Source organism: Gemmata algarum, from assembly GCF_034097035.1.
In the GTDB taxonomy this organism is placed as follows: Bacteria; Planctomycetota; Planctomycetia; order Gemmatales; family Gemmataceae; genus Gemmata; species Gemmata algarum.
The window spans coordinates 16,439-30,890 of the sequence record NZ_JAXBLV010000204.1 but is presented as its reverse complement, the minus strand read 5'-3'; the positions used below and the strand labels follow the sequence as shown (position 1 = coordinate 30,890).

Sequence of the window (14,452 nt, the reverse complement as noted above, 5' to 3'; positions counted from 1 at the left end):
CGCTTCCGCGCACCTCGCGACCGGCCCGTTCGGTAGGAGCTCCCATGCGCAGGGTCAGCGTCGATCCCCGCCCGAACTGGCAAAAGCGGGTCGAAGAGTTCGGCCTGTTCTACCACACCCTGCGCGGCGAACCGTATTGGGACGAGTCCGCGTACTACCAGTTCACCGAGTACGAAGTCGAGCGGCTGTACGAGGCGACCACCGCGCTGCACAAGATGTGCCTCGATCTCGTGCAGGACGTGATCGATAAGCGGCTCTTCGGGCTGTTCATGATCCCGCAAGAGTTCGAGCAGTACATCATCCGCTCATGGGAGAACGACGAGCCTTCCGTCTACGGCCGGTTCGACCTGGCGTATGACGGTGCGGGACCACCGAAACTGCTCGAGTACAACGCCGACACGCCGACCGGTCTGGTCGAGGCGTCGGTGGCCCAGTGGATGTGGCTCAAGGACGTGGACGAGCGCGGCAACCAGTTCAACAGCATCCACGAGGAGCTGATCGAAGCCTGGAAAGAAGTGCTGAAGCGGGACAGCGGTCCGATCCACTTCGCCGCGATGACCGAACTCGACACGCCCGAGGACTACATCACCGCAGAGTACATGCGGGACGTGGCGATCCAGGCGGGCGCGAAGACCACGTTCATTGATGTCGCGGAGATCGGCTACGACCGGCCGCGCAAGGTGTTCGTGGACAACACCGGTTTCCCGATCCATCGTTGCTTCAAACTGTACCCGTGGGAGTGGATGGTGCGTGAGGAGTTCGGCCCCTACCTCAGCACCGCTCCGACCCGCTGGGTCGAGCCGCCGTGGAAGATGATTCTGAGCTGCAAGAGCATCCTGCCGCTGCTTTATGAGCGGCACCCGGATAGCCCGTTCTTGTTGCCGGCGTCGTTCGACCCGCTCACCGACGGTAGCTACGTGAAGAAGCCAGTTCACGCCCGCGAGGGGGCCAACATCGAAGTGGTGATGGGCGGGCGCCTCGTACAGAGCACCGACGGACCGTACCAGGGCGGGCCGTATGTGTATCAGGCGCTCGCGCCGCAGATGAAGCCCCACGACGGCCGCTACCCGGTGATCGGGAGTTGGGTGGTGAACGGCGTGGCGTGCGGGATGGGCATTCGCGAGGACGATTCGCTCGTCACCCGAAACACCAGCCGGTTCGTACCTCACCAGATGGTGGGCTGAGCGCTTCGAGTTCGCGAGCGGCAACGCTGAAAGCGGACCCCGCCTGCCTCCTGGCGCCCGGATTCCGCCGCCTACTCTGAGTGCGGCGTTACGGCTTCCGACGACACGACTTTCGACTTCGACCGACTATCGTAGCGGAGTGCGAATGGCCACGACGTTCATTTTCGAGGAACTCGACGAGGCGACGCGCGAGTACCTCACCGCGGTGCGCGACAACGAAGGGGTCGGGTCGCCCGGCGTGTTCGCATCGACCAGCGATTCGCTCCCGGGGTGCGGGTGCATCGTCGGCCCGCTTATCATCGGCGCCACGCTGCTCTTCACGCTCATGCCCTGGCTGGGCATTATCCTTCACGAACCGCTCGGGGTTGCGTGCCTCCAGACCGGCGGCATCTTGCTCGGCGGGTGGCTCCTGATGGCCCGGTTCCGCACGCGCGGCGGGTCGAACGCCGGCACCTGGGTGTACGCCGACCCGCTGCACCTGTACGAGGCCTTCCGCGAGCAGGTGACCGTCACGCCGATCGACGACGTTTCCGACGCCAGCTACACGCACAACTACGACAGCAACGGGAACTACCAGAACAGCGTCATCAGCATCGCTTACGGCAAGCGCGGGCTCACCACGGTGACGCTTACCAACGAGGCGCGTTCCGAGTACTTGGTGACCTACTTGAACTACCTCGCGTGGGCGCGGGGGCCGGACGGCGGCGAGCGCGGGGAACTCCCGCCCGCGGACCTGGGCGGTCTCGCGCGGTACGTCGTGCGCAACGGCGACGAGCCGAAGGACGCCGAGAACAACATCAACCTGAGTCTGATCGAGTTGGACATCACCGAGGTGCCCGAAGAGCCGCAACGCGAGGGCCGTGCCGCGCCGCCGCTGCTGCCCTACGTGTTCATGTTCGTGGGGGCACTGCTGTGCTTCTTCGTCATGGGGGTCATCGTTAATCCGGTGGTCCGGGACAACACGATCTTCGACACGGTGATGAAGGACAACCCGCCGCCGTCGATGACCGAACCGCGGTTCCTCCGCGCTTACCTCACCGACCCGCGGAACAAACTGCACCGGGACGCCGTGACCCGGCGGCTGGCGCAGTTCTACGCTCCCGCGATCACCCACGTCGAGACGCGGGCGGAGAATAAGCTGCTCGGCCGCGGAATGGCCGAAGTGCTGAAGGGGTTGGGAACCGCCGAGCAACCCGTCGTGTCGCTGCGCGTGAGCGAGACCGCAACCCCGCCCGGGGCGGGCGCCAAAGAAGGGCGGGAGGAACGCATCCGAACCGAGTTCGCCAACGCGGTGAATACGGCATTCGCGAACGAGTCCTGGGGCAAGGCGATTCAACCACCGCCGGGTGAGGTCTTCACCCCCGAGTCACAACCGCCGCCGATCGGACACCAACTCATCGCGTTCGTCGAACCGCCGGACCCGGACGCCAACGGGAACGCGAAGCCGGTTCACTTCGATATCGCCTACGCCCTTAAGGACGCGGGCAACGGGCTGTTTACGATCGTCGTCAATGTGACGCTGAAGGCGGACGTGACGCAGGATGATGTGGGACGCGGGCAGTTCACGCTCCCGGGGACGTACGGCCTGACGGACTTTGAAACCCGTGCGGTTCCAGCGATCCGCGACACGCTCATCCGGCAGATGATCGGTCCGCCCGGGAACCCAGGAATGCCTGGAATGCTCAGAGCGCCGTGAGGCGTGCTCTGGTTCGTTGACGGACCAGAGCACGCGCTTGTACTGGGTGCGGCTCACGGTGCGGAATGGTACGGTTTACGGGCGCATGCGCCCGCAAGCCGATTCTGGACCAAGACCGACCCCGCGTTGCACCGCATCGGGTACAGATTCAACTAACGACCACGCCGACGAGAATGTCGTAGCCGGCGTGCGCGCCCACTGCGATCCCGAACCCACGGAACACGAACAGCGAGGTGAAGAACAGCCCCGCGATCGTGCGGAACACGAAGTAGTCCGCACGCATCGGCTCGCCGTAGGGGCCGACGTGGTGCGCTGCGGCAAACGCCAGGGCCGCGGCGAATGCGGCTAACGGCAGCGCCGCAACTCCCGGCAGGCCGACGACACGCAAGAGCAACACGAGACCGCCGAACAGCCCGAGTCGGAACAGCACTTCCTCGTAAATGCCTGCACCGATAAAGGTGAGGATTTGGGCTGCTGGGGCGGTTTGGAAGGTGAGTTGCAGCTTGATGCCCAGGCCGTCGATAATCGGGCCGAAGTTGCGGCTGAACTGCCACAGCACAACCGCAAACAGCACGCTCTCGAACGCCATTCCGAAGAGCGCGGTCAGCGGGTCCTCGGGTCGGTCGGACCAGCGCCACCAACTCCACAGGAGGAGCAACCCGAGCACGATGAGCGGGGCGACGAGCACGTGCCCGGCGCCGAACAGTTCGAGCACCCAGCGGAGCCACGCATCGGCCCCGTTCCGGAGCCGGGCCGCTTGGTCGCCGCCGATGCGGTACAGGCCGCCCTCGTAAGCCGCGATGAGCGGCAGGAGAAACAGAAAACAGACCCAAGGGTGTCGCGTTGCCGCGAGGTACGATTTCATTGCGGAGCGGGTGCCAGTGGTAAGCGGGCGGCCCCGCCACCGGCCGCGACTCAAACGAGGTCCGGGTAGCGGGAGCCGAGCAGTTCGCGGCGGCGCGCCAGGGGTACCGCTTTCACGATGCTTCCGCGGTCGGAGGCGGACAAGTCGAGGTGCTCGGCGCGCGGCAGGATCGCCCCGTCGGCGTCCGTCAGAACCGCGACGACCGGGCGCCCGGGCGCCCGCGGGTCCATGCGGTTGGCGTGATTCGCCACCACGACCCCCACGCGCCCGTCGGTCAACTCGATGACGGTGTTGACCGGGTAGAACGACAGGTGGAGCAGGTACTCGGCGAAGTCGCGGTCGACTTGGCTTTGCTCGGCCAGGAGGAGCACATCGGTCAGCGCCGCGCGCGGGTCCGCCGCGGGGCGGTGGGGCCGCTCCTCGTTGAGCGCGGCGTACACGTCTGCGACGCGGAGCAACCGCCCCAGCGCCGGGATCTGCGCACCGGCAACGCCGGCCGGGTAGCCGGTGCCGTCGGTCCGCTCGTGGTGCGTGGCAACGGCCGCGGCCAGCGGGCCGGCGAGGTTCGGGAACCGCCACAAGAGCAGCTCCGCGCCGAGCCGGGGGTGCGCCTCGATCGCCCGGCGCTCGTCGGCCGTGAGCGGCTCCGTCTTCGCCAAAACCGCGGCCGGGATCTTGAGCATCCCACAATCCATGACGAGCGCGCCGACGACCGGCGCGAGCGGCCGGCCGGCCCACTCGTAATCGAACGGGACGAGCCGCGCGACGACCTGGGCCACGTTCAGCGCGTGAGCTGCGACGTACCGCGCCGGCACCGCATAAGCCTGTGCCCCGCCCGGCGCGCTGGCCGACATCACCGGTGCGGACAGGTACCGAATGGACCGCCCCTGGCGCGCCTCTTCGAGCAACTCTTCCGCGAGTGCTGCGACCGGCTCCATCGCCACCGGCAAGTTGCAGTGCAACGCCGTGAAAAAGCTGGCAAGTTTGTCGATCCGGTCTTCGTCGCGGCGGCGGCGCGCGAGCAGTTGCTCTTGGACGGCGAGACGGTCCTGAACGACACCGAGCAACCCGTTCAGCCCGTCGCACAGCTTGAGCTGCCCCCCGGCCGAGTCGGGCATACCCTGCGCGAGTCGGACAACGGAGTCGAGGATGCCGACCGTCTCGCGGTGGTAGCAAACGAGCGGGTCGGTCTCGTCTGCGGCGCACGCCGCGACGAGTGGGTCGTTGGTAAACGTGCGCTGACGGTCGAGTAACCCCTTGGCGCGCGTGAGGAGCCGCTGGGCGCGGTCGGTGTACTGGGTCGCGGCCCCTTCGCCCGCGGCCCCGGGTATGCGGCGGAGCGTGAACCGGAACGATTCAACTTCGGACACGACGGGCACAACAGACCCCGTACCGTCCACCGGGAGCGCTTCGGGGACGAGATTCGGCGTCGAGTCGAGCCGCTGGCGAAACGCGGAAATGCGATCCAGAAGGTTGCGCGTGTCGCTCATCACCGTCCCCCGTCCGGTCCGACAAGTGTTCCCCAACACCGGTTCGGACCCGTTGTCGGAGTGTATCGGTTGTGCCGGTTGGTGGACTTGAGCCGATTTTCCTTCCTAGCGTCGCGGAGTGCCGTGCTTTGTTGCTTGAGGTGAATGGGGTAAATAAGGCGACTAATCTCGTTTGCGCTGGTTGTAAACGATGCGGTGGACCTGATTGCCCTTCGCGGCATCGAGAATTGCTGTAATAACGCCCCACGGTACAGATTTATCGCGGTCGAGCACCATCTCCTTACGCCCCGTGGAGTTGATGACGCTTTCCATCTCTTTGAAGATCTGTTCCTTTGCGACCTCTTTGTCCTCGATCTTGATGACCGGGCGCTCCCCGTCCATCCGCACAACGACTTTGAACACCCGATCTTTGATGTCCTTGTACTCGACCCGCGGGGTGCCTTTGCCCTCGGGGGTGTCTTCGGGGACTTCAATGGCGCGCTCGACCGACGCGTAGGTGATGGTGAGGATAAAGAAGATGAGCAGCACCAAACACACGTCGATGAGCGGGTTCATGTCGAGGTGCGTGTCGTCCACTTCCTCGGGCGGTAGCGGCTCGACATCTGCGGCGGCCTCCGCGAACGCGGGGTGCGCCTCGATCGGCTGCCAGTCGCCATCGGTCGGCCCCTTGACCTCGTCGGTGGGGAGGAAGTTGCCGTCGCGCAGGCCCGCCAGCACCTCGGCGGCGTTGGGCAGCGCGAGTACCTCAACAGCGCCCTCTTTGCGAACCTGCCACGGGCTCATTTCTCGTTGACCTCGACGACGGTGGCGACGGTGGAGTTGACCAGCCCGCTTTTCCGGAGCTTCTCAAGCTCGTGCTGTAACTCGTCCACCCGCTCGCAGGGCAGACCTTTGTGGCACGCAATGCGCACTTCCGGTGCGCGAGACGCGCCGGTCGATTTCAGCAGCGACTGGAGCGCCTGAAGGGCCGCCGCCGGCGTGGGTAACTGGTCGTGTTCCGGTCGCGGTGCGACGTTGCCCACCCGAACCGAGTAGTACACGCTCTCGGCGTTCAGTTTGTCGACGGTGATTGTAACGGCGTCGGGATCGCCGGTGAGTTGTCCGGCGTACTTCATTTCCGGTACGTCGATCGGTGCGAGCGCTCCGGACGCCTGGATCATGATGAAGAACACCAGCAGCACCATGCTAATGTCGATGAGCGGGATCATGTCCACCTCATCGTCGTCTTCGGGCCGGCGAACGCGCCCACGCGGTTCCGGGTCCGGCAACTCGACCGCCTCGTTCGGTCGTTCGGCCGGCGCGTCGGCCGCGGCAGGCTCCTGATGTCGTGCTGGTGATGCGGCCGGACTCGCCGGAACGGCGGTTGCCGGGGACGGGCGCGCGACGTAATCGGCGAGCAGTTCGTGCTTGCCGACGGAAACCCACGGCACTTCCGTGCCCGCGGGGCGGACCTTGTCGGTCCGGCCGAGTCGGCCCTGCGCGGTCCAGTCGGCGACAACGTTGTACGGCACGGCCTTGTAAACCGTGTTCGCGGCAACGAACCACACGTCGAACGCCTTGGGGGGCTTCACAACGGCCATGTTGGGGCCTTCGGAGGATGGGGCACGTCTTCGCGGGCTGATCACTGCAAACGGGTGGAACGTCTCGGGCGTTCCACTTCGGCAAATGGCACCGCGGCTCAGTCCGCCCGCGCGCGCCGCCTAGACCTGGCGGGGCGGCCGTCGTCTTCGTCGTCGTTCCGCTCGTCTTCCTCGCTCGTGTCGAGCAGTTTGGGGTCTTTCTTGTAGTTGGTCACGAGGGTGATGAGCTTTTGCGAGGAGGATTTCACGCGGATCTCGAACTTGGCGATCCACTCCTTGAACAGCACGTGACTGAAAACGAGCGGGATCGCGGTGAACAGACCGAGCGCGGTGGCGAACAGCGCGAGGCCGATTTTCGACGCGTGACCGCCGATCTCCTTCGCCTTACCAGTTGCAGCCCCTTCGCCGATGGCGTTGAACGTGTTAATCATCGAGATAACGGTGAAGAACAGCCCGACCATCGTGGCGATTTTGGCGATCGCGAGAATGGGCGCGAGGAGGAAGTGAAGTCGCGGGACGATCTCCAACTCGTTCTCATTCGCCATGCTCCGGCGCATCGCCGCCGCGCCCTGATCCGCTGCTTCGAGCCCGGCAACGAACAGCCGGCTGGGGATCAGTCCCTTTTCCTCCTTGCACAGCGCGATGGCGGCTTTGACCCCGCCTTTACGGAGGGTCTGCTGGAACACGGGCAGGAAGTCATCCATGTCCGTTTTGGCGGAGTTGTTGAGCAAGATCCGCCAAATGACCAGCGCGCCGGCGATCAGCGACATGATCACAAGTGGGATCGAGAAGTACCACTCGTTTATGAAGAAGTCGTAAACCGCTTTCATTGCGGAGGGTCCCAAGGGAGCGAGCGAGAGGTGCCTGCTTTAGGAGTATCGACGGTTCACCAGTCAGGCGAGCAGGGCTCGCGCAGTCCAAATGATGAACGCGCGGAGCGAATTGGCGTTTGCAACGGTCGCGCAGGCACTCGGGGGCATCGGCCCCCGAGTGCGCAACACGTATGGCGCGTTCCCGAACCGACAGCGCGCGCCCGTTCGTCGCGACCGTTACTCCTCGTCTTCGTCCTTCTTGAGTTGCACCCGGCTCGCGATCTGCTGCTGAACGGCGGCGGGCACCATTTCGTAATGGCTCAGCTCCATCGCGTAGGAGCCTTGTCCCTGGGTCATCCCGCCGAGCTGGGCGGCGTACTTCGCCACCTCCGCGAGCGGCGCGCGGGCGTAAATCACCGTCATGTCGCCCGGTAGGCTGTCCTGGTTCTCAACGTGGGCGCGCTTGGTCGGCAGGTCGCCGAGCACCGCTCCGGTGTATCGGCTCGGGGTCGTGATTTCCAGCTTCACGATCGGCTCCAGCAGCGCCGGGCGGGCGGTCATGAACGCCTTCTTGAACGCGAGCCGGGCCGCGGTCTTGAAGGCGGCTTCTGACGAGTCCACGTCGTGGTACTTACCGAAGTGGACCTCGACCGCACAGTCCTGGATGCGGTACCCGGCGAGCACCCCGCGTTCGAGCATCTCCTTGCATCCCTTCTCGACGGCCGGGATGAAGTTAGTCGGGATGCTCCCTCCGACGGTGTGGTCCAGGAACGCGAAGTTGAACGCCGGGTCGTAGTGGACGCTTCGCAGCTTCTCGAACCGCGACTTGTTCGCGAACTGCTCCTCGCACTGTTGCTGGGTCGTGATCTCGCGCGACAGCGGGTAGATGCGCAGGTGGACCTCCGCGAACTGCCCCCGCCCGCCGGTCTGCTTCTTGTGTTTGTGATCGCCGGCGCCGTCGCCCTGGATCGTCTCGCGGTACGGGATTTTGGGCTCTTTCGTGTTCACCTCCACGCCGAACCGGGCCTTCAGCCGCTCGCGGATGATGTCGAGGTGGAGCTGGCTTACCCCACTGATGACAAGCTCGTGCGTCTGGGCGTCGTGCGTCACCTTGACGGTCGGGTCTTCGGACGCGAGCTTGTGCAGCCCGATGGAGATTTTCTGCTCGTCGCCCCGGGTCTTGGGTTCGATCGCCAGCCCGAACATCGGGGCCGGGAAGTGCGGCAGTGGCAGCTTCGGCGCGTGGTTCGTGTACGCGATCGTGTCGCCGATCTCCAACCCCTCCACCTTCGCGACGGCAACGATGTCGCCGGGGCCGGCCTCGTGGACCTGTGTGGTCGCCTTGCCTTGCGCTTCCAAAAGGTGCCCGATGCGGAGCGTTTGCCCGTTGCGCAGGTTCACGACGTTGTGGTTGTGCTGGAGTTTCCCCGCCATCACGCGCACGAAACTCAAGTGCCCGACGAACTTGTCGTTGACCACCTTGAACACCTGCCCGACGAACTCTTCCTGCTCGGTCGGCTCGATCTGGTGCGTCGAGCCGTTGTGCCCGATCTGGAACCCGTCGAGCCGCTTGCGGGCGAACGCCGGCGACAGCCCGTACCGCGCGAGCGCGTCGAGCAACTCACGAACGCCCTTGTCCTTCTTCGCGCTGACGCAGAAGATCGGGATCAGGGTCCCCGCTTCCAGTGCGCGGCTGATGTCGGCCTCGAGTTCCGCCAGCGTGACCTTGCCTTCGCTGAGGTACTTTTCGAGGAGCGCCTCGTCTGATTCCACGACCGCTTCGATCAGCGCCGAGCGGGACCGCGCCACGTCCACCGGCACCGACGGCGGAAGGATCTGCTTGGGGTCGAGCAGGCAATAGATCTCGCGCATCCCGGGGCCGGTGCGGTCCGGCACGTTGAACAGCACGCAGTTCTTACCGAACGACGCCTGGATGTTCTCCACCAGCGAGGGCAGGTCAACGCTGTCGGCGTCGAGCTTGTTGACCACGATCGCGCGCGACAGCCCGAGTGCGGTCGCTTCGGCGAACATCTTGCGCGTGACCGCCTCCACCCCGTTGACCGCCGACACGACGATCACCGCGGTCTCGACCGCCGCCAGCGCCTCCAGCGCCGCGCCGATGAAGTCCGGCGAACCCGGGGCGTCGAGGATGTTCAGGTGCTTGCCGTCGTGGTCCGCGTGGAGGACGTGCGTGTCGATGGAGAAGTGGTGCTTGTGTTCCTCGGCGTCGGCGTCGGCCACCGAGGTGCCGTCGTCGACGCTGCCGAGCCGGTCGACCGCGTGGGCGTCGAAGAGCAGGGCATCGGCCAGGCTGGTCTTGCCCGCGGCGCGGTGCCCCACGAGTGCAATGTCCCGAACGTTCTCGACCAAGTGCTTAACGGCCATGACATGAACCCTCGCGGAGAGGAGCCTCAAGTCATTCGGTCGAAAGTCGTAAAGTCGAAGACGGTGAGGTGCAGGGTTTCGACTTTATGACTTGGGACTTTCGGACTTTCGACTCAAGGAAAGAGCGGCTGCGAGATCGAGAGTCCCTTCGTACAGCGCCCGGCCGATGATGCAGCCCGGAATCCCTTCGTCGATCAACCGGCGGACGTGGCCCAGTTCGCACACCCCGCCGCTGGCGATCACCGGGAGCGGGGTCGCGTTCTTCATCTCGACGAGCGCCTCGAAGTTCGGGCCGCTCATCATGCCGTCCTTCGCGATGTCCGTGTACACCACGGCCGCGAGCGGGGCGTCACTGACCTGCCTCGCGAGGTCCGTCGCCTTGGTGCGCGACACTTCGAGCCACCCCTCGGTGGCAACGTAACCGCCTTTCGCGTCCACCCCCAGGACAATGCGCTCCGGGTAGCGGTTCGCAACGGCGCGGGTCCAGTCTGGGGCTTGAAGCGCGCGGGTGCCGAGTACGGCCCAGCGCACCCCCCAACCGAAAACGGTTTCGAGGTCCTGATCGGTTCGCAGACCGCCGCCGAGCTGAACGGGCACGCCGGCGGCGCTCACAATGGCCTGAATAACGGTGCCGTTGACCGGTTTGCCGGCCTTCGCCCCGTCGAGATCAACGACGTGGATGCGGTCCGCGCCGAGTTCGACCCACTTACGGGCCACGGCTGCCGGGTCGTCCGAGAAGACCGTTTCGCGCGAGTAGTCGCCCTGCCGGAGTCGCACGGCCCGGCCGTTCAGCAGGTCGATCGCGGGGAAGATGAACATGGAGACTGTCCTTCGTTCTGCGGGTATTCTCGACAGCCCGACCGGCGAAAGCAACCCTTTTGAAGGAATTGTGAAGCGCGGGGGCGGAAAACCGGCCGCCGTTTCACGTGCCCTACCGCCAACTCGGTCGTAACAGGAAACGCCCGCTATATCCCGTAAAGGCCGTTACATCGGCCACTGAATTTGCCCAGTAGCACTTCCGGAAGTTCGCGCTGCCGGACCGAGTGGCCTTTAGTAGTGCTTTCCTCCGGCAAGTCAAACCGGCAGGAGCGGTTGCTTCGGCTGTAAACAACTGAATTAGAATACTTTGTGGCGGATCAAGCGGTGAGGGCTGAACTCGCATTTGGAACGCGCTGCGCGAGATTCGACGGTAGCGATGCCCCAGCGGATGACCCGTTTTAGACCAGTCAGACGGTAGCGAATGTCCACCCGGCGGCCAGTCGTCGGCAGGGGCGGCGCTGTACCCCCCCCTTACAGTGCCGCTCGACGGATGCGACGACATCACGGGGCACGACATTCCTTGCGGTCCCCATTCGAGGAAGAACCCGCGACATCGAGTCGATTCCCCTCGCCGTAACACCCACCGCCGGAATTGACCGTTCCCACTCATCCGTCACCATACCTAAGTTGAAAAGCACAGGGGGAATCGATTGCGCTCCGCCACAACCGCCCGCGAGAGTACGCTTCATGGCAACGCCTGATCCGCTGGCCGGACTCATCGCGGCCGTCCAACTCAGTCCCGACAACCTTCCGCTCCGCAAGCACCTCGCTGAAGCGTTCGCAGGGCTGGGGCGGTTCGCCGAAGCCGAGGCCGAGTACCGCGCCGTTCTCGCCACCCATGCACAGGATCTGACGGCCCGGCTCGGTCTGGCGCGGCTGTACCACCAGCAGGGCCAAACGAGTCAGGCGTTCGTCGTTCTGGAAAGCCTCGTGCGCGACCCGCAGGCGCCGGCGGAGGCCCATGTGCTGTTGGCGAAGCTGTGGCTCCGTGAGGGGGATGTCGAGCGGGCCGTGGCCCGGTACAAGCTCGGGGTCGAGATGGACCCGGACGCTGCGGACGCGGAGTTCGCCTCCCGGCTCGGCATCGATCAGTCCCCCGACGAGAGCGAAGTCTCGGACGGCCGGCTCGCCGTCGGTGATGTCGAAGAAGCGGCCGACGTGTCGGCCCGGTTAGAGAAACCCAAGGTTCGGTTCAGTGATGTCGGCGGCATGGACGCGATCAAGGAGGAGATCCAGCTCAAGATCATCCACCCGCTGAAACACCCCGAGCTCTATGCGGCTTATGGCAAGGCGATCGGCGGCGGGATTCTGATGTACGGGCCGCCCGGGTGCGGCAAGACCCATCTGGCCCGCGCCACCGCCGGCGAGGTGAACGCGTCGTTCATCGCCGTCGGGATCGAGGACGTGCTCGACATGTGGCTCGGCTCGAGCGAGAAGAACCTGCACGGGCTCTTCGACGAGGCGCGGCGCAACCGCCCGTGCGTGCTGTTTTTCGACGAAGTGGACGCCCTCGCGGCCAACCGCAGCGACCTGCGCCAGAGCTCGGGGCGGATGATTATCAACCAGTTCCTCTCGGAACTGGACGGCGCGACCACGTCGAACGAGGGCGTCCTGATCCTCGCCGCCACCAACGCCCCGTGGCACCTCGACCCGGCGTTCCGCCGCCCCGGTCGGTTCGACCGCATCCTCTTCGTGCCGCCGCCGGACCTGCCGGCGCGGGCGTCAATTCTGCGCGTCCTCACTTCGGGCAAGCCGCAACAGTCGATCGACTTCGAGCAGGTTGCGAAAAAGGCCGACCAGTTTTCCGGGGCGGATCTCAAGGCGGTTGTCGATTTGGCCGTCGAGGCCAAGTTGCGGGAAGCGATCACGAGCGGCGTCCCGAAGCCGCTGACCACAAAAGACCTGCTGGCGGCCGTGGCACAGGTGAAACCGTCCACGAAGGAGTGGTTTTCGACCGCGCGGAACTACGCGACGTTCGCGAACCAGGGCGGGCAGTACGACGACATCCTGAAATACCTCCGAAAGTGAACCATGCAAACGGATCGGTTCGCCCGCGCCCGCATTCTGATGGAGCAGAAGCGGTACGACTTGGCCAGCAACGAAATCACGGCACGGATCGGCGACGATCCCGAGGACCCCGAGGGCTACATCCTCGCGGCGCTGTGCCAGTACACGCTGGACCGACCCGGCGCCGGGGACGCGGCTCGCCGCGCGGTCGAACTGGCCCCGAACGACTCCCGAGCCCATTTCGCACTCAGCTTGGTCGAATCGAAGTGCGGCAACCTCGACGGAGCCGAGGCGGCCATCCGCCGCGCGATCGAGTTGAACAGTTGGGCCGCCGGCTACTTCGGCCAACTCGCCGCCATCGAGATCGGGCGTTACGACTGGAGCGCGGCCCTGCGGGCGGCGGACGAGGGGTTGGCGATCGACCCCGACGACGAGGTGTGTCTGAACCACCGCGCCGTCGCGCTGACGAAGCTCGGCCGCCACGACGAGGCGGCTCACACGCTGGAAGGCACGCTGGAGAAGCACCCCGAGGACGCTTACACCCACGCCAACCGCGGCTGGACGCTGCTGCACGAGAACGAACCGCGAAAGGCCGTTGACCACTTCCGGGAGGCGCTGCGGCTGGACCCGAATTCCGAATGGGCGAAGGCGGGGTTGCTGGAAGCCCTCCGGGCCAAGAACTGGTTTTACCGGCGGGTGTTACAGTTCTTCTTGATGCTGTCGCGGTTTTCGCCGCGGGTGCAGTTCGGCCTCATTATCGGAATGGTCGTGGTCGTGCGGGCGCTCGCGCAACTGGGCGAGCAGGTTCCGGCCGCGGAGCCGTTCTTTGCGGTCCTGATTTTCGGGTACGTCGCGTTCGTGGCCGCCACGTGGTTCGCGAAGCACATCATTAACATGCTGCTGCTGTTCGACCGCGACGGCCGGGTGCTACTGGACCGACAGCAGAAATGCCTGTCCGCGGTCTGCACGGTGCTCATGGTTGCGGTGCTGGCGTTGGTCGCCTCGGCGGTCGCGGGTACGGACCGGCGGGCCGCGCCGGCGGCGGTGTTCGTGTTCCTGGTGGCGGTTCACCTGGCGTCGGTTTTCCAGATCCCGGCCGGCCGGTTCCGGCTCTTGGGCGCCGGGGCGTCGGCACTCATCCTCGGCCTGTTCGCATACGAACGCTTCGAACGGTTCGAGCTGATCCATCAATTCGCCTTGCTCCAAATGCGTGCCGAATCGCACGACATGTGGGCGGCCGAATTCCAGGCCCGCAAGGCGGACATGACCGAAGAGCAAATTGCGGCTACCGAGCAAGGGCTCCAGAACTCCGCGAACAGCGTCGCCGGTTCGCTACGGCGCTTTCGCTCGCGCGCGGAGGAGCTGAACTCGTGGGAATCCGTTCTGGGGTTCGCGAGCCTTGGCGGGCTGCTGCTGCACGGGTTTCTGGCTGCCAAGGCGGTGCGAGCGCGGTTCGAGTCATTGATGTAGATCGGGGCCGAAACAGCACTGTCGCGTGCCGGCTCGCGCAACGCGGCCTAGCTGGTTGTGTTTGTTTCTTGTGGCACAGACGTTCCTGTCTGTGCGACCGTATCACGCCGCACAGACAGGAACGTCTGTGCCTCTAACACAAAA

General features: G+C 65.2%; 11 protein-coding genes. 4 read left to right on the top strand and 7 right to left on the bottom strand.

What is annotated here, in order from left to right; all coding sequences use genetic code 11:
- Nucleotides 1–44 precede the first annotated feature (44 nt).
- A complete protein-coding gene (locus tag R5W23_RS23055) occupies nt 45–1,184 on the top strand; it encodes a glutathionylspermidine synthase family protein (protein ID WP_320688332.1) in 1,140 nt (379 codons plus the stop codon).
- Nucleotides 1,185–1,329: 145 nt separating this feature from the next.
- Nucleotides 1,330–2,880, top strand: a complete 1,551-nt coding sequence (locus tag R5W23_RS23050; protein ID WP_320688330.1) for a hypothetical protein — start codon at nt 1,330–1,332, stop codon at nt 2,878–2,880.
- A 148-nt stretch (nt 2,881–3,028) separates the two neighbouring features.
- On the opposite strand, the gene R5W23_RS23045 is transcribed toward R5W23_RS23050, so the two are convergent.
- From R5W23_RS23045 to hisA, 7 genes are all read right to left on the bottom strand, one after another.
- Nucleotides 3,029–3,745: a CPBP family glutamic-type intramembrane protease gene (locus tag R5W23_RS23045; protein WP_320688328.1), complete on the bottom strand. Its 717-nt coding sequence runs from the start codon at nt 3,743–3,745 to the stop codon at nt 3,029–3,031.
- Nucleotides 3,746–3,795: 50 nt separating this feature from the next.
- Nucleotides 3,796–5,235: an HD-GYP domain-containing protein gene (locus R5W23_RS23040; protein ID WP_320688327.1), complete on the bottom strand. Its 1,440-nt coding sequence runs from the start codon at nt 5,233–5,235 to the stop codon at nt 3,796–3,798.
- Between the two features lie 162 nt (nt 5,236–5,397).
- Nucleotides 5,398–6,018, bottom strand: coding sequence for an ExbD/TolR family protein (locus R5W23_RS23035; RefSeq protein ID WP_320688326.1), 621 nt, complete (start codon nt 6,016–6,018; stop codon nt 5,398–5,400).
- Nucleotides 6,015–6,815: an ExbD/TolR family protein gene (locus R5W23_RS23030; RefSeq protein WP_320688325.1), complete on the bottom strand. Its 801-nt coding sequence runs from the start codon at nt 6,813–6,815 to the stop codon at nt 6,015–6,017. The genes R5W23_RS23035 and R5W23_RS23030 overlap by 4 nt, the downstream gene beginning before the upstream one ends.
- Before the next feature lie 98 nt (nt 6,816–6,913).
- Nucleotides 6,914–7,645, bottom strand: a complete 732-nt coding sequence (locus R5W23_RS23025) for a MotA/TolQ/ExbB proton channel family protein (protein ID WP_320688324.1) — start codon at nt 7,643–7,645, stop codon at nt 6,914–6,916.
- A gap of 219 nt (nt 7,646–7,864) precedes the next feature.
- Nucleotides 7,865–10,012: an elongation factor G gene (locus R5W23_RS23020; protein ID WP_261184109.1), complete on the bottom strand. Its 2,148-nt coding sequence runs from the start codon at nt 10,010–10,012 to the stop codon at nt 7,865–7,867.
- Nucleotides 10,013–10,096: 84 nt separating this feature from the next.
- Entirely contained in the window at nt 10,097–10,831 is a 735-nt protein-coding gene (hisA, locus tag R5W23_RS23015; protein WP_320688323.1) for a 1-(5-phosphoribosyl)-5-[(5-phosphoribosylamino)methylideneamino]imidazole-4-carboxamide isomerase, read from the bottom strand.
- Nucleotides 10,832–11,518: 687 nt separating this feature from the next.
- Here hisA and R5W23_RS23010 point away from each other — a divergent pair.
- A complete protein-coding gene (locus R5W23_RS23010) occupies nt 11,519–12,859 on the top strand; it encodes an ATP-binding protein (RefSeq protein ID WP_320688322.1) in 1,341 nt (446 codons plus the stop codon).
- A 3-nt stretch (nt 12,860–12,862) separates the two neighbouring features.
- Nucleotides 12,863–14,308: a tetratricopeptide repeat protein gene (locus R5W23_RS23005; protein WP_320688321.1), complete on the top strand. Its 1,446-nt coding sequence runs from the start codon at nt 12,863–12,865 to the stop codon at nt 14,306–14,308.
- The last annotated feature ends 144 nt before the right edge of the window (nt 14,309–14,452 follow it).